Annotated in this window: 17 protein-coding genes; 12 read left to right on the top strand and 5 right to left on the bottom strand. The window is 71.7% G+C overall.

The genetic code is table 11. The features are described from left to right. Positions 1-52: 52 nt before the first annotated feature. Positions 53-829, top strand: a complete 777-nt coding sequence (locus IFY26_RS15070; protein WP_232549828.1) for an IclR family transcriptional regulator — start codon at positions 53-55, stop codon at positions 827-829. A gap of 51 nt (positions 830-880) precedes the next feature. Here IFY26_RS15070 and IFY26_RS15075 read toward each other — a convergent pair whose 3' ends face one another. The 3 genes from IFY26_RS15075 to IFY26_RS15085 are packed head-to-tail and all read right to left on the bottom strand — an operon-like array spanning position 881 to position 3,360. Further along, the gene (locus IFY26_RS15075; RefSeq protein WP_332836203.1) at positions 881-1,804 is read right to left on the bottom strand and encodes a sucrase ferredoxin; all 924 of its coding nucleotides are present in this window, start codon (positions 1,802-1,804) and stop codon (positions 881-883) included. Further along, positions 1,801-2,931, bottom strand: a complete 1,131-nt coding sequence (locus IFY26_RS15080; RefSeq protein ID WP_232549829.1) for a JmjC domain-containing protein — start codon at positions 2,929-2,931, stop codon at positions 1,801-1,803. Before IFY26_RS15080 ends, IFY26_RS15075 begins: the two co-directional genes overlap by 4 nt. A gap of 3 nt (positions 2,932-2,934) precedes the next feature. Beyond that, on the bottom strand, positions 2,935-3,360 hold the full coding sequence (locus IFY26_RS15085) for a hypothetical protein (RefSeq protein ID WP_232549830.1): 426 nt from the start codon (positions 3,358-3,360) through the stop codon (positions 2,935-2,937). 133 nt (positions 3,361-3,493) lie between these two features. On the opposite strand from IFY26_RS15085, the gene IFY26_RS15090 reads away from it, so the two are divergent. Continuing rightward, positions 3,494-4,168 carry a cupin domain-containing protein gene (locus IFY26_RS15090; protein WP_232549831.1) on the top strand — a complete coding sequence of 225 codons (675 nt, stop codon included), beginning with the start codon at positions 3,494-3,496 and terminating at the stop codon, positions 4,166-4,168. A gap of 44 nt (positions 4,169-4,212) precedes the next feature. Further along, positions 4,213-4,575, top strand: coding sequence for a DUF6547 family protein (locus IFY26_RS15095; protein WP_232549832.1), 363 nt, complete (start codon positions 4,213-4,215; stop codon positions 4,573-4,575). 19 nt (positions 4,576-4,594) lie between these two features. Here the strand turns inward: IFY26_RS15095 and rarD are convergent, their stop codons facing one another. Further along, positions 4,595-5,542, bottom strand: coding sequence for an EamA family transporter RarD (gene rarD, locus IFY26_RS15100; protein ID WP_232549833.1), 948 nt, complete (start codon positions 5,540-5,542; stop codon positions 4,595-4,597). A gap of 72 nt (positions 5,543-5,614) precedes the next feature. Here rarD and dcd point away from each other — a divergent pair, with 72 nt between their 5' ends. Beyond that, positions 5,615-6,193 carry a dCTP deaminase gene (dcd, locus tag IFY26_RS15105; protein ID WP_232549834.1) on the top strand — a complete coding sequence of 193 codons (579 nt, stop codon included), beginning with the start codon at positions 5,615-5,617 and terminating at the stop codon, positions 6,191-6,193. Between the two features lie 18 nt (positions 6,194-6,211). On the opposite strand, the gene IFY26_RS15110 is transcribed toward dcd, so the two are convergent. Continuing rightward, positions 6,212-7,105: an aminoglycoside phosphotransferase family protein gene (locus IFY26_RS15110; protein WP_232549835.1), complete on the bottom strand. Its 894-nt coding sequence runs from the start codon at positions 7,103-7,105 to the stop codon at positions 6,212-6,214. A gap of 135 nt (positions 7,106-7,240) precedes the next feature. Between IFY26_RS15110 and IFY26_RS15115 the strand changes: the two genes are divergently transcribed. From IFY26_RS15115 to IFY26_RS15150, 8 genes are all read left to right on the top strand, one after another. Further along, positions 7,241-7,870: a beta/alpha barrel domain-containing protein gene (locus IFY26_RS15115; RefSeq protein ID WP_232549836.1), complete on the top strand. Its 630-nt coding sequence runs from the start codon at positions 7,241-7,243 to the stop codon at positions 7,868-7,870. A gap of 81 nt (positions 7,871-7,951) precedes the next feature. Further along, entirely contained in the window at positions 7,952-9,097 is a 1,146-nt protein-coding gene (locus IFY26_RS15120; RefSeq protein WP_232549837.1) for an SH3 domain-containing protein, read from the top strand. Between the two features lie 93 nt (positions 9,098-9,190). After that, positions 9,191-10,843, top strand: coding sequence for a glucose-6-phosphate isomerase (pgi, locus tag IFY26_RS15125; RefSeq protein WP_232549883.1), 1,653 nt, complete (start codon positions 9,191-9,193; stop codon positions 10,841-10,843). Further along, a complete protein-coding gene (locus IFY26_RS15130) occupies positions 10,840-11,736 on the top strand; it encodes a class I SAM-dependent methyltransferase (protein ID WP_232549838.1) in 897 nt (298 codons plus the stop codon). The genes pgi and IFY26_RS15130 overlap by 4 nt, the downstream gene beginning before the upstream one ends. Next, positions 11,733-12,401: a SanA/YdcF family protein gene (locus IFY26_RS15135; RefSeq protein ID WP_232549839.1), complete on the top strand. Its 669-nt coding sequence runs from the start codon at positions 11,733-11,735 to the stop codon at positions 12,399-12,401. Before IFY26_RS15130 ends, IFY26_RS15135 begins: the two co-directional genes overlap by 4 nt. Positions 12,402-12,614: 213 nt before the next feature. Then, positions 12,615-14,249, top strand: a complete 1,635-nt coding sequence (gene argS, locus IFY26_RS15140; RefSeq protein WP_232549840.1) for an arginine--tRNA ligase — start codon at positions 12,615-12,617, stop codon at positions 14,247-14,249. A 242-nt stretch (positions 14,250-14,491) separates the two neighbouring features. Further along, positions 14,492-15,649 carry a Gfo/Idh/MocA family protein gene (locus IFY26_RS15145; protein ID WP_232549841.1) on the top strand — a complete coding sequence of 386 codons (1,158 nt, stop codon included), beginning with the start codon at positions 14,492-14,494 and terminating at the stop codon, positions 15,647-15,649. Beyond that, on the top strand, positions 15,649-16,476 hold the full coding sequence (locus tag IFY26_RS15150) for a sugar phosphate isomerase/epimerase family protein (protein WP_232549842.1): 828 nt from the start codon (positions 15,649-15,651) through the stop codon (positions 16,474-16,476). The genes IFY26_RS15145 and IFY26_RS15150 overlap by 1 nt, the downstream gene beginning before the upstream one ends. Positions 16,477-16,498: the final 22 nt, after the last annotated feature.

Raw genomic sequence — 16,498 nt, forward strand, 5'->3', positions numbered from 1 at the left:
AACAGTTTTCTGCAAGACAGAATTGTGTGGTCGGATCGTGAGAAGATGCGCCATGCCGCAGCCCGCCCGCACCGTGAAGGAGCGGCCCCCGTACGCGATCGCGAGCGTTGACCACGCGCTGCGTCTGGCGGCCCTGCTGCAGCTCGAGGGACTCGTCACGGTGACGGACGCCGCCGCGCACCTGGGCGTCGCGCCGAGCACCGCCCACCGCCTCCTGGCCATGCTCGTCTACCGCGACTTCGCGACCCGCGAGGGCCGCGGCTACCGCGTCGGGCCGGTGCTCGCGTCCGTCGGCCGGGCCCAGGGGGGCACCGGACGCCTCCGCACGGCCGCCCTGCCACGCATGGTGCGGCTCATGGAAACCTTTGAGGAGACCGCGACGCTCACGGTTCGTACGGGTCGGCTCGTCCGGTTCGTCGCCGAGGTGGAGTGCGAGCGGACGCTGCGGGTCGGCCACCGCACGGGGATGGTGTTCCCCGCGCACCGCACCTCGGGCGGCCTGGCGCTGCTGGCGGAACTCTCCGACGACGCGGTGGAGGAGCTGTACGACCAGGCCGCCGACGACGAGGAGAAGCCGGATCTGGCTTTGCTGCTCACGCGGCTGGCCTCCGTGCGCGAGCAGGGGTTCGCCCTGAACAAGGGTCTGTCCGAGCGGGGTGTACTCGCCATTGGCCACGCCGTGCACGGGGCGGACGGCGTCGCGGTCGCGTCCCTGGGGTTGGCGATGCCGGCCAGCCGCTTCGAGCCGCGGCTCGTGCGACCCATGGTGGCCGCCCTGCGCGCGGGAGCCCGGGAGATCCAGGCCCGGTTGGCCGAGGAACAGCACTGACCCGCGGCACCCGGCTGGCCGAGGCGGCCCGGGCCCACGGGCTGAATCCGATCACGCTGGGGTGACGGCGCCTCCATCCCGCAGCCGAGCCGTGTGGACCGGCGCCGGCTGGGGGAGCGACGCCGAGCAGGTGAGCTGGGCGGGCGGAGCGGACGCCACGTCGACCCGCACCCGGTGGGTGTGGCCCGCGGCGACCACCGCGACCTCCGCGCCGCCGGGGTCGCGCTGCAGCACGCGTGAGGTCACGGCGCCCAACCGCCTCTCGGCGAGCTGGCGCCGCACCGCCGCCTCGGCTGCCTGCGCCACCCACGGCACGGTCGTGCGGCCGCGATGGTGCTCCAGCGACAGCCGCCCGGCGAGGTGCTCGGCCACGACGACCGGACCAGACTCCGGGGTCAGCCGGCCGTAGGCGTGGGCGTCCGGGAGGCAAAGGAGGTTGGCGGCGAAACGGTCGCCGCCGAGGTGGGACGACTCCCACACCTGCGCCGGCCACCGGTGCGCCAGCGCCGCGGCCAGCGGACGCCCGCGCTCGGCGCAGCAGGCGTCGTGGCGCCCGTGGGTGCACACGAGCAGGAGCGGTTCGTCCCAGCGCGGCAGGCCGACGCCGTCGGGCGTCCGCACCCCGGCGAGGTCCCAGTCCAGCAGCTCGGCCGGGTCGGCCACGCGCGTCGTCTCCACCCACCCGTGCGCCGCGTTCACCACGAACACCCGCCGGGGGCCCGGCTCACCGCGCCCGGGCCGGCGGATCAGCACCGGCCGGACGCCGAGCTCCCGCTCCCACGCCCTCAGCCGGCCGCGCACCTCGGGCGCCAACCGTCGGTTGCGGAGCACCGCGGGGCCCCACGGGCCCGGGTCCTCCAGCAGCACGAACCGCCCGACCGTGGACGCCGTTGCCGTCAGCGGCTCGGAGCGCGCCTCGCTCGCCGCCGCGCAACGAAAGGGCTCCGGGGGTGCCGCGACGGCGTCCGGCGTCACCGCACCACTTCCAGCAACCCCTCACGCACGAGCCGGCGGACCAGCACGACCGCGCTGTCGGTGTCGAGGTGGTCGGCCACGTCGGCCGCGGTGAACGCGCCGGACTGGCCGGCGATGTCGTCCACCGCCCCCGCGATCCGGGCCGGCACGGTCAGGACGCGGTCGCCCAGCAGCAGGCGCAGGCGCTCGCCGTCGGGCCGGATCACGCAGGTGCTGCCCGGACGTCGCCGCACTGGGGTGTCGGCGGTGAGATCGGTGACATCCAACCGGTCGAGCAGGCCGCCGCCCAGCACAGGTTGGCGTCCGGAGCCGAACGTGCGCTCGAAGGACGCCAGCATGGGCTCGACCTCGCTGGTGCGCACCGCGTCGGCCACCTCGGCCAGCTTGGCCCGCAGGGCGGCGGCGAGGGCGTCCGGATCGGCGAACAGATCCGCCGGCAGCGGGCCCGCCAAGGCGTCGGCGGCGAGGATCGGGTCGACGACCCGACGCACCAAGTCGCGCCACACGTAGCGGTTGATGCCGATCGTGACGTGCAGGGACGCGGTCGCCTGCGTGCGCGCCATGTGCGGCGTGCCGGTGGGCAGGTACATGCTCGTGCCCGGCACCATGCGCACCTGGTGGGCGCCCGCGTCGTCGTGGACCTCCCACTCCTTGGCGCCGAACGTCTGGAACACGAACACGTCGTGGCTGTCGGAGTGCAGCGCGAAGCCCTGCGAACCGGGCGGGGTCAGGTAGGCGTTGGCCTGGCAGGGGTGGCCGAGCGCGGTCTCGAGGCCGCGGACGAGCTGGCGCAGCGGCTCCCAGTAGCGCTGCAACCCCTGGAAGACGATGGTGGCGCCGTCGGAGAACAGGTCGAGCACCTTGCGGGGGTCGATCAGCCCCGTCATCGGCTTGCCGGCGATGGACGCCTGCCGCGTGAAGCGGCTCTCGGCGAGCACCGAGCCGGATTGGGCGAGGCGCAGCTGCGGCGTCCGCAGTGCGGTCTGGGTGATCAGGTGGTCGGCCTGCTCGATGTCGAACAGCCCGGCCAGGTCGGCCTCGGGGATGGTGTGGACGTGGATCCGGCGACCCCACACCTCCTCGATGAAGGTGTGGGCGTCGCCGGAGAGCAGATCGAGTGGGTCCATCGCTCAGGCGTCGACGCCGTCGGCGTCGGAGGAGTCGCCGTCCACCCCGTCGGTGCTGTCGCCGTCGGTGCCGTCGGCATCCCCGCCGTCGACGCCGTCGGCGTCGGAGGAGTCGCCGTCCACCCCGTCGGTGCTGTCGCCGTCGGTGCCGTCGGCATCCCCGCCGTCGACGCCGTCGGCGTCGGAGGAGTCGCCGTCCACCCCGTCGGTGCTGTCGCCGTCGGTGCCGTCGGCATCCCCGCCGTCGACGCCGTCGGCGTCGGAGGAGTCGCCGTCCACCCCGTCGGTGCTGTCGCCGTCGGTGCCATCGGCATCCCCGCCGTCGACGCCGTCCGCGTCACCGCCGGAGGCCTGCGGGCCGGGCGTCTCCACGCCGGAACCGGACGTGATGAGCTCGTCGTCGCTGAGGGGTTCGGTGTTCTCGGTCACGGGATGCTCCTTCGTGAGTGGGTCCGCGCCGCGGCGACGCGATGCTCCCGACCCTAGTGGGACGCCGCCGGTGCCGCCAGCCCCCGGATCAGCCGCAGCGCACTAGGATCGGAGGCCAACCGAGGAGGTGCCCATGGGCAAGAAGGCCGAGAAGAAGGCTGAGAAGAAGGCGGCGCGCAAGGCCGAGGCCAAGGCGCTGCGCAAGGCGGAGGAGAAGAAGGCCCGCAAGGCCGAGAAGAAGGCCGAGGCGGTGAAGGCGGAGGCGGCTGCGGCGCAGGCGGCCGAGGTCGAGGCCGATGCGGCCGCCGCGATCGAGGCCGAGCAGGCCGAGGCTGCCCAGCTGGTCGAGGCCGAGGCGCCGGTGAGCCCGCCCGCCCGCAAGCCGGTGCTCTTCCAGAAGGACTACGGTCGCCAGCCCTACGTCGTGAACGTCGAGAAGGCGACGCTGGCCAACAAGCACTTCCGCAAGACCATCTGGACCGGCGAGCACCTCCAGTTGACCTACATGACCATCCCGCCGGGCGGCGACATCGGCCTGGAGGTGCACCCCGACACCGACCAGTTCCTGCGCGTCGAGCAGGGCACCGGGCGCGTCCAGATGGGGCCGGCCGAGGACGAGCTGACCTACACCCGCCGCGTCACCGGCGACTTCGTCGTGCTCGTGCCCGCCGGCACCTGGCACAACATCACCAACACCGGCCGAGACGATCTCAAGCTGTACACCCTGTACGGCCCGCCGGACCACGTCGCCGGCACGGTGCACCGCACCCAGGCCGATGCCGAGACCGACCCGAACGAGGAGCACTGAGCTCGGGGGGAGCACGGTGCCCTGACGCAGGGCATGATGGAGCCATGTCCGAAGATCCCCGCTGGCTGTACCGGCAGATGATCGACGCCATGGTGGTGTCGTGCGCGCAGGGTCAGGGCCAGATCAGCGCCCAGCGCGTCCGCGTGGGCGTCTGGAACGACAACGCGGACGAGATCGCCGACGTCGATCCGTCGCCGCAGGCCATGAACACGGTGCTGGCGTCCTTGTCGGAGGCGCAGCGCGAGGCGTTGGCCGTCCTGTTCGCCGAGGAGTTCGCCTCGGGGGTGTTCAACGCCCTCGAGGTGCTGCACGCCGCGCGTTGCACCCACTTCGAGGAGGGCTACGACGGCGACCCGAGCGATGACTTCCTCGGCCGCATGGACGGGTGGACCTGGCCGGACGCCTGAGCGCGGCGCCGCGTCCGGATCAGACTGGCGGGGTGACCCGCTGTTTGCGCGCGCGGGCGAACACCGAGCTCAGGTACACCGCCGAGCCCGCCCACACGAGCACCAGCCCCGCCCAGTACGACAGCCCGACCACCTGGCCGAACACGGTGATGCCGAGGCCGAACTGAATCGTGGGGCCGAGGTACTGCAGCACGCCGACGACGCCGAACGGCAGCCTCGGCGCCGCGAGCGCGAACAACCACAGCGGCAGAGCGGTGAGGACGCCGGCGAGCACGAGCAGGGCGGACGCGCGGGCGTCCGACCCGAAATGGCTGGCACCCGTGGCGGCCAGCCACGCCCAGTAGGCCAGCGCGAGCGGAACCAGCAGGCCCGACTCGACGAACAGCCCCTCCAGCGCGCCGAGCTTCGCGCGCTTCTTGACCACCCCGTACAGACCGAAGGACGCCGCCAGGAGCAGCGAGACCCACAGGCCGCGCCAGTTCTCCCAGGCGATGACGCTGACGCCGACCAGCGCGAGCAGGGTGCCGGTCAGGCCGCCGCGGGTCATGCGCTCGCCGAACAGCCAGACGCCGAGGACGATGTTGACCAGGGGATTGATGAAATAGCCCAAGCTGGCCTCGACCACGTGGGCGGAGTTCACGGCCCAGATGAACGTCAGCCAGTTCAACCCGATCAGCAGGGATGCCGCGGCCAGCCAGGGCAGCTTGTCGCGGCGGGCGGCGTCGCGCAGCCACCCCCACGGGCGCCGGAGCGCCAGCAGGACGAGACCGACCGCGGCCAGCGACCACACCACGCGGTGGGCGAGGATCTCCATCGGGCCGGACGGCTTGAGCAGGGGGAACAGCAGCGGGAAGAAGCCCCAGATCACGTAGGCCGCGACACCCGACGCCAGGCCGATCGAGCGCTCGCGCGAGCCGTCGTCGGGCGCGGGCACGGTACCGCCGGGGGCGGCTGCTGGGTGGGTCACCGGCTCACCCTACGCCCGCGGCCGCCGGACGGTCGTCCGGGTCCACCCGTGGCCTCCGTTAGGCTGCGGAGCGTGCTGTTGTCAGACCGCGACATCTCCGCCCAGATCGATGCCGGACGCGTCCGGCTCGACCCGTTCGACGCCGCGCTGATCCAGCCCTCGAGTGTCGACGTGCGCCTCGACCGCCACTTCCGGCTGTTCGACAACCACAAGTACCCGTTCATCGACCCGGGCGAGGAGCAGCCCGAGCTGACCCGGCTCGTGCAGGTCGACCCGGACGAGGCCTTCGTGCTGCACCCCGGCGAGTTCGTGCTCGCCTCGACCCTGGAAGAGGTGACGCTGCCGGACGACCTCGCCGCCCGCGTCGAGGGCAAGAGCTCGCTGGGTCGGCTCGGGTTGTTGACGCACGCGACCGCGGGGTTCGTCGACCCGGGGTTCACCGGCCACGTGACCCTGGAGCTGAGCAACGTCGCCACGCTGCCCATCAAGCTCTGGCCGGGCATGAAGATCGGGCAGTTGTGTTTCTTCCAACTCAGCTCGGCCGCCGAGCACCCTTACGGCACGCGGGAGCGGGGCAGCCACTACCAGGGGCAGCGGGGCCCGACGGCGTCGCGGAGCTGGAGCAACTTCATCCGCGGTGGGGTGAGCTGAGCCTCGCGGGCGGGTGGGTCAGACGGGCTCGGCCAATACCTGGGCCAGCGTGTGCTGACCGACGGCGAAGAGCTCGGGGGAGTCGTCGCTCATCGTCGCGAAGATGAGGCCGAGATGCAGGGCCCACGCCTTGGCGCGCTGCCAGGTCGCCGCGTCCACGAGGCCGCCGTCGTCGAGGCGCTCGGTGAAGATGCGGCGTCCGTCGGCGTCGAAGGTCAGCCACGCGGTGGCCAGGTCGGTGGCCGGGTCGCCGGCGGTGAGGTCACCCCAGTCGATGATGCCGGTGAGGGTGCCGTGGCCGTCGGTGATCAGGTTGTGGGGGTGGAGGTCGCCGTGCACCCAGACGTCGACGCCGTCGAACTCCGGCGCGTGCGACCAGGCGTCCCAGCGGGCGAGCAGGGCGTCCGCCTCGGCGAACCCGGCGGCGCGCTCGCGGACGCGGGCGTCGAAGCGTTCCTGCGCCAAGGAGACCCCGCGGACGGGGTTGAGCGGCGCGTCGGGGGAGGCCGGCAGGTGGAGGCACCAGAGGGCGTCGGCGAGCTGCTCGGCGAAACCGGTGCGCTCGGCCGGGGTGACGCGCGAGGCGCCGACCCCGGGAATGAGGTTGACCACCGACCACACCCAGGGGTAGCGCTCGCTGGGCCGGCCGACGAACACGGGCTGCGGCACGTCGACGTCGAGCCCGACGGCCAGCCTCGGCAGCCAGCGCACCTCGTTCTCAACGAGGGAGGAGGACGCCTCGCGGCGTGGGAAGCGGGCGATCAGACCGTCGCCGATCTGGTAGAGCTCGTTGTCCCACCCCGAGTCGAACGCGCTGCGCGGCAGATCGGCGAGGTCGGGTGCCTGCTCGGCGAGCAGATCGGCCACGAGGGCGTCGTCGATCACGACATCGGCGGCTGGAGCGGTGGGCACACATCCATTCCACAGCCGATGCCGCCAAATCGGCTGGTCGGGTGGCGTGGTTGCCGCCTATTGCCCGGTTGCCCCGCTCGGCCGCCGCTGCCGTGGCCCGCAGGGGCGGTGGCTGGCCTGCGGCATGATGGGGCCATGAGCGTGCTCGAGGCGGCCTTCCGCGGCCAGCGTGTGGTCGTCTGCTTTCCCCCGGACGGCTTCGCCGACTGGGTGCCGGCGGCCGAGGTGTTGCTCATGGAGGGGTTCCGCACGTGGCAGCTGCCCCACAGCCAGCTCGCGCTGCTGCCCGACGTGCTCTCCCTCTACGCGCGGCGCGCGCGCGTGGGCGTGGGGCACGTGGTGGACGCCGCCGGCGTCCGCGCGGCGGTCGAGGCCGGGGCGCACTTCGTCAGCGCGCCCGTGCACCTGCCCGAGATGGTCGAGGCGGCCGGGGATGTGCCGCTGCTGACCGGCGGGCTGACCCCGCAGGAGATTGCCGCCGCGCTCAGCGCGGGCGCCGAGGCGGTGCAGGTGACGCCGGCCGACGTGATGGGCTCCGGGTATGCCCGCTCGCTGCCGCCGCTGTTCCCCGGGGTGCCGCTCGTCGCCGCAGGGCGGCTCGAGCGCTACCAGGCTGAGATGTGGCTCCAGGCGGGCGCTGCGGCGGTGAGCGTCGAGGGCGTGATCCTGCAGCCCGAGACGGGGGGGAAGACGCCAAACGAGCCGTCCGAGGTGCGGCGGCGGTGCCAGGGATTCGTGCAACTGCTGGCAACTCCCGAGTCCTGAGGGACGCCCCAGTTTGCGGCTGAGACTTTCTCAGCTAACTTTGTGGAGTCACTTACCTGTAACACGTTCGGAGACCGCCTCATGTCGAATCCTCGTCGCCTCTCGGAGACCGCTGTCGAGTGCCCGGAGCAGGCGCAGGCCGAGGCGTTCAACGCCTCCCCGCGTCGGCAGGCCCGCACCCAGGGTCAGCTCCTCCGTGCGCGCATCGCCCCCACGGCCGTCTCGCTGGCCCTGCTGGGTGGTGTGACCGGCCTGTCGTTCGGGCTGAAGGGCACCGAGACCGCCGTGGCCGTCCCGGCCCCCGTCCGCGCGGACGACGCCACCTCGCGCACCGATGCGCGCGCCGCGCTGGAGAGCGCCGAGACCCTCGCCGCTGACGACGCCACCGCCGAGGTGCCTGCTGAGGGTGCCGCCGAGGTGCCGGCCGATGCTGCTGCCGAGGTACCGGCCGATGCTGCTGCCGAGGCCCCCGCCGAGCCGGTGGCGGAGCCCGTCACGTTCGCCGTCGGCTCCTGGACCACGTCCATCGGTGCCGCCGCCGGCGACAAGTACGCGCAGAAGACCGCGAGCCTGCGGGCCCGCGCGACGCAGGACTCCGACAAGCTCGGCAGCCTGAAGGTGGGCGACAAGATCGCCGTCACCGACAAGGTGGAGAACGGCTACCGCCAGGTCAACCACGACGGCAAGGTCGCCTGGGTCTACGACGAGCTGCTGGCCGACACCCCGCCCGTCGTCGAGACCCCCAAGCCCGTGGCGACCGCCGCCGCGTCGAGCAGCAAGGCGTCCTCCGGCACCGCGTCCGCGAGCAAGGCGTCCTCGGGCACGGCATCCGCGGCGGCCGCGTCCTCGTCCGGCAGCGCCGAGACCTACACGGGGTCGACCTCCTACTCCGGCGGCTCGGTGCTCGGCCTCAAGCCGAAGGCGATGGTCGTCTACAACGCGGTCACCGCGAAGTGGTCGTTCCAGTCGATCGGCGGCTACCGCGCGAGCAGCCTGTCGAACCACCAGTACGGCGGTGCGATCGACTTCATGACGTTCAAGGACTCGGCGAAGGGCTGGGCCGTGGCCAACTACGTGGCCGCCAACGCCGACGCGTTCGGCATCGACCACATCATCTTCGAGCAGAAGATCTGGACGCCCTACCGCCCCTACTGGCGCCCGATGGCCGACCGGGGCAGCATCACCGCGAACCACTACGACCACGTGCACGTGTCGGTGAAGCTCTGATTGCACCCCCATCCGCGACGCCCGCTCCTCCCCCAACTGGGAGCGGGCGTCGTTTTGTTTGCGGGGCCCGGGGTGTCGGAGGGACGCCGTAGGCTGAGATCCATGACGAACGTGACCGCCACGGACGCGTGGCACAAGCTCGCTGACCTCAAGGACGGCTTCCGTCCCGACCTGCGCGGCTGGTTCGCCGCGGACCCCGACCGGGCAAAGGATCTGACCCTGACCGCGGGTGACCTGCACGTCGACCTGTCCAAGAACCTGCTGAACGAGGCGGTGCTGGGTGCGCTGGTGGAACTGGCCGATGAGGTCGGTCTGGCCGCCAAGCGCGACGCCATGCTGGCCGGGGAGCACATCAACACGACGGAGGACCGCGCGGTGCTCCACACGGCGCTGCGGCGTCCGAAGGGCGACTCGTTGGTGGTGGACGGCGTCGACGTGGTGGCCGACGTCCATGCCACGCTCGAGCAGGTGTACGCCTTCGCGCGCAAGGTGCGCTCGGGGGAGTGGACCGGCGTGACCGGCGAGACGATCACCACGGTCGTCAACATCGGCATCGGCGGTTCCGACCTCGGCCCGGTGATGGTGTACGAGGCGCTGAAGCCCTATGCGGACGGCCCCGAGGTGCGGTTCGTCTCCAACATCGACCCGACCGACGTCCACGAGAAGACGCGGGATCTCGACCCGACCCGCACACTCTTCATCGTGGCGTCCAAGACGTTCACGACCCTGGAGACCATGACGAACGCGCGCATGGCGCGCGACTGGTTCCTCGCCGGGCTGGCCGACGCGGGCGTGGCCGCCGACGGGGCGATCGCGAAGCACTTCGCGGCCGTCTCGACGGCGCTGGACCTGGTGGAGGAGTTCGGCATCGACCCGGCGAACGCCTTCGGGTTCTGGAACTGGGTGGGCGGCCGGTACTCGGTGGATTCGGCGGTCGGCACCGCCGTCGTCGTGGCGATCGGGCCCGAGAACTTCGCCGATTTCCTGGACGGCTTCCACCAGATCGACGAGCACTTCGCGTCCGCGCCGTGGCGGGAGAACGTGCCCGCGCTGATGGGGCTGCTCAACGTCTGGTACGTGAACTTCTTCAAGGCGTCCACCCACGCCGTGCTGCCGTACGCCCAGTACCTCCACCGCTTCGCGGCCTACCTGCAGCAGCTCACGATGGAGTCCAACGGCAAGGGGGTCAAGGCCGACGGGTCGCCGGTCGACACCGAGACCGGCGAGGTGTTCTGGGGTGAGCCGGGCACGAACGGGCAGCACGCCTTCTACCAGCTCATCCACCAGGGCACGCAGCTGATCCCCGCCGACTTCATCGCGGTCGCCACCCCGGCACACCCGATCAAGGACGGCGACGTCGACGTGCACGAGTTGTTCCTGGCGAACTTCTTCGCCCAGACCAAGGCGCTGGCGTTCGGCAAGACGGCGGCCGAGGTGCGCGAGGACGGCGTCGCGGAGGATCTGGTGAGCGCCAAGGTGTTTCCGGGCAACCGGCCGACGACCTCCATCATGGCGCCCGCGCTGACCCCGTCCGTGGTGGGCCAGCTCATCGCGCTGTACGAGCACATCACCTTCACCCAGGGCGTCGTGTGGGGCATCAACAGCTTCGACCAGTGGGGCGTCGAGCTGGGCAAGGTGCTGGCGAAGCAGATCGTGCCGGCGATCACCGGGGACGCCTCCGCCCTGGCCGACCAGGATCCGTCCACCCGAGGGCTCATCGAGTACTACCGGGCCCACCGGGCGTGAGCCCGGCCGACCACCGGGAGGTCAACCGCGCCAACTGGGACGCCCGGGCCGACGTGCACGCTGGCCCGGGCGGCTACCCGCTCGACGCGGTGGACGACCCCTCCTGGCTGTCGTCGGTCGTCCGGTTCGATCTGCCCCGGCTGGGGGACGTGGCCGGGAGGGACGGGGTGCACCTGCAGTGCCACCTCGGCCTCGAAACGATCAGCCTGGCACGCCTGGGGGCCCGCATGACGGGCCTGGACCTGTCGGGCCGATCGCTCGAGCACGCCCGGGCGCTCGCCGAGCGGGCCGGGGCCGACATCGACTACGTGAGGGCCGACGTGTACGACGCGGTCGAGGCCCTGGGCGGCCGGCGCTTCGACCTGGTGTACACGGGCATCGGAGCCCTGTGCTGGCTGCCGGACATCAAACGGTGGGCGCAGGTCGTGGCCGCGCTGCTGCGCCCGGGTGGCCGGCTGTTCGTCCGCGACGGGCACCCCGTGTTGCTGAGTGCCCTGGGCGTCGTCGTGCGCGACGACCACCCCGATCGCGCCCAACAGCCGTGGCTCTCCGGCCCGGGGCAGGCGACCCCGGCGTTGGAGCTGCCGTACTTCGAGACCGCCGAGGGCATCACGTGGCGCGACGAGCGGAGCTACGCGGGAGAGGGGGAGGTGGCGGCGCCGGAGTCCCACGAGTGGAACCACGGGCTGGCCGAGATCGTCACGGCGGTGATGGACGCGGGTCTGGTGCTGGAGCTGCTGGTCGAACACGATTCGGCCCCATGGGACGCCCTGCCGGGGCTGATGACGCCCGACGACGCCGGGGAGTACCGCCTCACCGATCGACCCGAGCGTCTGCCGTGCACGTTCACCCTGGCCGCGCGCCGACCGGGACGCGGGGAGGGGCGGGCATGACGCGAGGCCGACGCCCCGTGCTGCGCGCGGTGGTCTGGCTGGCGTGTCTCGGCGGGGTGGCCGCGCTCGGCGTCGCGGCGCCCGCCGTGTGGGCCCGGGCCATGGCGTCCGATCGGGTCTTCGCCGCCGACGAGGCGCCGGCGCAGGACGTGGCGATCGTGTTCGGCGCCGAGATGTACGCCTCGGGGGAGCCGTCGCCCTACCTGCGGGCCCGCCTCGACCTGGGGGTGGAGCTGTACGAGGGCGGCAGGGCCCGCGTGCTCGTCGTGAGCGGCGACAACGACGATGCCCACCACAACGAGACCACGAACATGAAGGCGTATCTCGTGGCCGCCGGCGTCCCCGCCGAGCGCGTCGTGGAGGACGAACACGGCCTCGACACCTACGACACCTGCGTGCGGGCGCGCGAGGTGTTCGGCGTGACGAACGCGCTGCTCGTGAGCCAGCGCTACCACCTGCCCCGCGCGGTCGCGACGTGCCGGGCGGTGGGGGTGGACGCCGTCGGCGTCGGCGACGTCTCCGTCCGCGCCACCTCGCGCCGGTGGAACGAGTTCGCCGCCCGCGAGCTGGGCGCGAACCTCAAGATGGTGTGGGATCTCGTGTCCCGGCGGACGCCCTCCCTCGACGGCGACCCGGACGCCGTCGCCGCGGCCCTGGCATCCTGAGCGCCGGACGCCGCCTCCTGGTCACGGGATCGCCTCCCTGCCGTTGGCTGCGCCTCCCTGTCCGGAACCCACCCCCCTGGCGTTGCAACGGCAGGGAGGTGCGCGTCGGGCGGGGTGGCGGCGTGTAGGGCAGGGTGGCGGCCTGTGCCCGGCGGCGTCGCGCGGGGCGGGCGTCCGCCGGGGGACGCGACGGCCTGTGGGATCATGGGGATCATGTCGTCTCTGCTCTCCCAGCTCACCGAGCGGGTGCAGGCCGCTACCGGGATCGACCCCGAGATGCGGCCCGCCACGAAGCCCCAGTTCGGGCACTTCCAGTCCAACGTCGCGCTGCGCCTCGCCAAGGGCGAGGGACGCCCACCGCGCGAGCTGGCGGCCGAGCTGGCGGAGCGGATCGACGTCGCCGACCTGTGCGAGCCGCTCGAGGTGGCCGGCCCGGGGTTCCTCAACTTCCGGCTGAAGTCGGGCGTGCTCGCGGCGGCGGCGTCCGAGTTGCTGGCCGATCCGCACACCGGCATCACCCAGACCGAGCACCCGCAGACCGTCGTCATCGACTACTCCGCCCCCAACGTCGCGAAGCCCATGCACGTGGGCAACCTGCGTTCCACGATCATCGGTGACTGCTTCCACCGGGTGCTGGCCGCCCGGGGCGACACCGTCATCGCGCAGAACCACATCGGCGACTGGGGCACCCAGTTCGGCATGTTGGTCGAGTACATCCTCGACGAGGGGGTGGATGCGGCCGGCCTCGATCTTGACGGGTCCGTCGCGCTCTACAAGCAGGCCCAGGAACGGTTCAAGGCCGACGAGGCGTTCGCCGACGCCGCCCGCCGCCGCGTGGTGGCCCTGCAGGGCGGCGATCCGCGGACGATGGAGATCTGGCAGACGCTGATCGAGGTGTCCAAGGCGGGTTTCAACGAGGCATACGCGCGCCTCGGCGTCCTGCTGACCGATGACGACCTGGCGGGGGAGTCGCTCTACAACGCCATGCTGGCCGACGTGGCCGACGATCTGGCCCGCCGGGGCATCGCCGTCGTCGACGACGGGGCGCTCTGCGTCTTCCTCGAGGGGCAGGACGCGCCGCTCATCGTCCGCAAGAGCGACGGCGGCTTCGGCTACGCGGCCACCGATCTGGCCGCGATTCGCTACCGCACCACGCAGCTCGGCGCCCAGCGGATCATCTACGTGGTCGGCATGCCCCAGACCCACCACTTCGCCCAGGTCTTCGCCGTGTCGCGCCTCGCCGGGTACCTTCCCGAGACCGTGAGCGCCGAGCACGTCGCGTTCGGCTCGGTGCTCGGCACCGACGGCAAGATGCTGCGGACGCGCGCCGGGAAGACGGTCACGCTGCAGTCCCTGCTGGACGAGGCGGAGGAGGTGGCCGCCCGCCCCATCGCGATGGCGGCCGTGAAGTACGCCGACCTGTCGAACCAACTGCAGAAGGACTACGTCTTCGACGCCGAGCGCATGACGGCCACGACGGGGGACACCGGCCCCTACCTGCAGTACGCCCATGCCCGCGCCACCCAGATCCTGCGCCGGGCCGAGGCCGAGGGGTATGCGTGGGAGCGGATCACCGTGCTCGACGAGCCGGCCGAGCAGGCGCTCGCCCTGCAACTGAGCCGGTTCGGCGAGGTGGTGGAGACGGTGGCCGCCGACCTGCAGCCCCACAAGCTGTGCACCTACCTCTTCGAGCTGGCCACGGCGATGAGCACGTTCTACGAGCAGTGCCCGGTGCTCAAGGCCGACGGTGCGGTGCGCTCCTCGCGGCTCGCGCTGTGCGCCACGGTGAAGAAGGTGCTGGCCACCGGGCTCGACCTGCTCGGCATCCAGGCTCCCGACCAGATGTGACGCCCCGCGGGCTGGTCGTTGCCGGTCCGCGACGAAAAGGCGACGGTGAGTGCGCACTCATTCGCGTGCGCACGCTCAGAACGCGCACCACGGTGCGATCGAGTGGCGCCTTTTCGTCGCCTCGAGGACAAGCCCGGCACCTCAGTGGCCCTTGACTCCACGGCGAGGCGCTCCCTAAACTGTGGTAAGCGCTTACCAATCGTCCGCAGCGCGGCGGAGCAGTTCAGGAGGCTTGAACACCCATGACCGAATCCCTTGGCATCATCGTCAACGGCGCCTCGGGGCGTATGGGTTATCGGCAGCACCTCGTCCGGTCGCTGCTCCCGATCCGTGACGAGGGTGGCATTCTGCTGCCGGACGGCACGCGCGTGCCGATCCGCCTCAAGCTCGTGGGCCGCAACGCCGCCAAGATCTCCGAGGTGGCAGAGCGCCACGGCATCGACGACTGGACCACCGACCTCGACGAGGCACTGGCCGACGACGACTTCCAGATCTACTTCGACGGGCTCATCACCCAGCTCCGCGCCGAGAACCTCCGCAAGGCCATGAAGGCCGGCAAGGCGATCTACACCGAGAAGCCCACCGCCGAGTCCTTCGAGGACGCCCTCGCCCTGGCCCGCGAGGCCAAGGAGGCGGGCGTCAAGGCCGGCGTGGTGCACGACAAGCTCTACCTGCCCGGCCTGCGCAAGCTGAAGGACCTCATCGACTCCGGCTTCTTCGGCGACATCCTGAGCGTGCGCGGCGAGTTCGGCTACTGGGTGTTCGAGGGTGATTGGGTGCCCAGCCAGCGTCCGTCGTGGAACTACCGCACCGAGGACGGCGGCGGCATCGTCACCGACATGTACCCGCACTGGAACTACGTGATCGAGGAGCTGTTCGGCCGCATCGCGTCGGTGCAGACCACGATCGCCACCCACATCCCGAAGCGCTGGGACGAGCAGGGTGAGGAGTACACCGCCACCGCCGAGGACGCCGCCTACGGGCTGTTCGTGCTGGAGAACGGCGTCATCGTGAGCCTCAACTCGAGCTGGGACGTCCGCGTGCACCGCGACGAGCTCGTCGAGTTCCAGATCGATGGGACGAAGGGCTCGGCGGTCGTCGGCCTGCACAAGGCGCGCATCCAGCCGCGCGAGCTGACGCCGAAGCCGGTCTGGAACCCCGACATCCCCGACCCGATCAACCACCGCGACTTCTGGCTCGAGGTGCCCGAGCGCGAGGTGTACGACAACGGCTTCAAGGTGCAGTGGGAGGAGTTCCTCCGCGCCGTCGTCCTCGACGAGCCGTACCCCTACGACCTGCTGAGCGGCGCTCGCGGCGTCCGGCTGGCCGAGGTGGGGTTGCAGGCCGCCGCGGACGGACGCCGCATCGACCTCGAGCCGCTGACCGAGGCCGACCTCTGATGAGCCTGTCCATCAACCAGTGGACCATCAAGCCGGCGTCGATGCCGGACGCCGTCGCGGCGGTCAAGGCCAACGGGCTGGAGGCCATCGGCCTGTGGCGGCAGAACGTCGCCGCTCACGGCCTGGCCGAGACCGCCGCGCTCGCGCGGCGCGAGGGCCTGCGGGTCTCGACGCTGTGCCGCGGTGGCTTCCTCACCGCGGCCGATCCGGACGCCCGCGCCGCGGCGATCCGCGACAACGAGGACGCCATCCGCGAGGCGGTGGCGCTCGGCACGCAGACGGTCGTCCTCGTGGTGGGGGGGTTGTTGGACGGTGAGAAGGATCTCGTCGCCACGCGGCGGCGCGTCACGGAGAACATCGCGGCCATCGCGCCGTTCGCCGAGGCCGAGGGCGTCAAGCTCGCCATCGAACCCCTGCACCCCATGTTCGCGGCCGACCGGGCGGTGGTTTCGACGCTCGACCAGGCCCTCGACATCGCCGAGGAGGTCGGCTCCGATCACGTCGGCGCGGTGGTCGACACCTACCACGTGTGGTGGGATCCGAACCTTTCCGCCGCGATCGCCCGTGCCGGACGCCTCGGCAAGCTGTTCAGCTACCAGGTGTGCGACTGGAACCTGCCGTTGGCCGCCGAGCCGCTGCACTCGCGGGGGTACATGGGCGACGGGTTCATCGACTTCCCGACGATCACGCGGCTCGTCGCGGCCACCGGGTACGACGACGACATCGAGTCCGAGATCTTCAACGAGGACATCTGGGCCGAGCCGCCCGCCGAGGCCGTCGCGACCGTCAAGCGACGCTACGACGCACTCGTCGCACCCCATCTCTGACCCGCGCCCCGACTCGGTAGCG

The organism is Propioniciclava soli, assembly GCF_014858005.1.
GTDB lineage: Bacteria > Actinomycetota > Actinomycetes > Propionibacteriales > Propionibacteriaceae > Propioniciclava > Propioniciclava soli.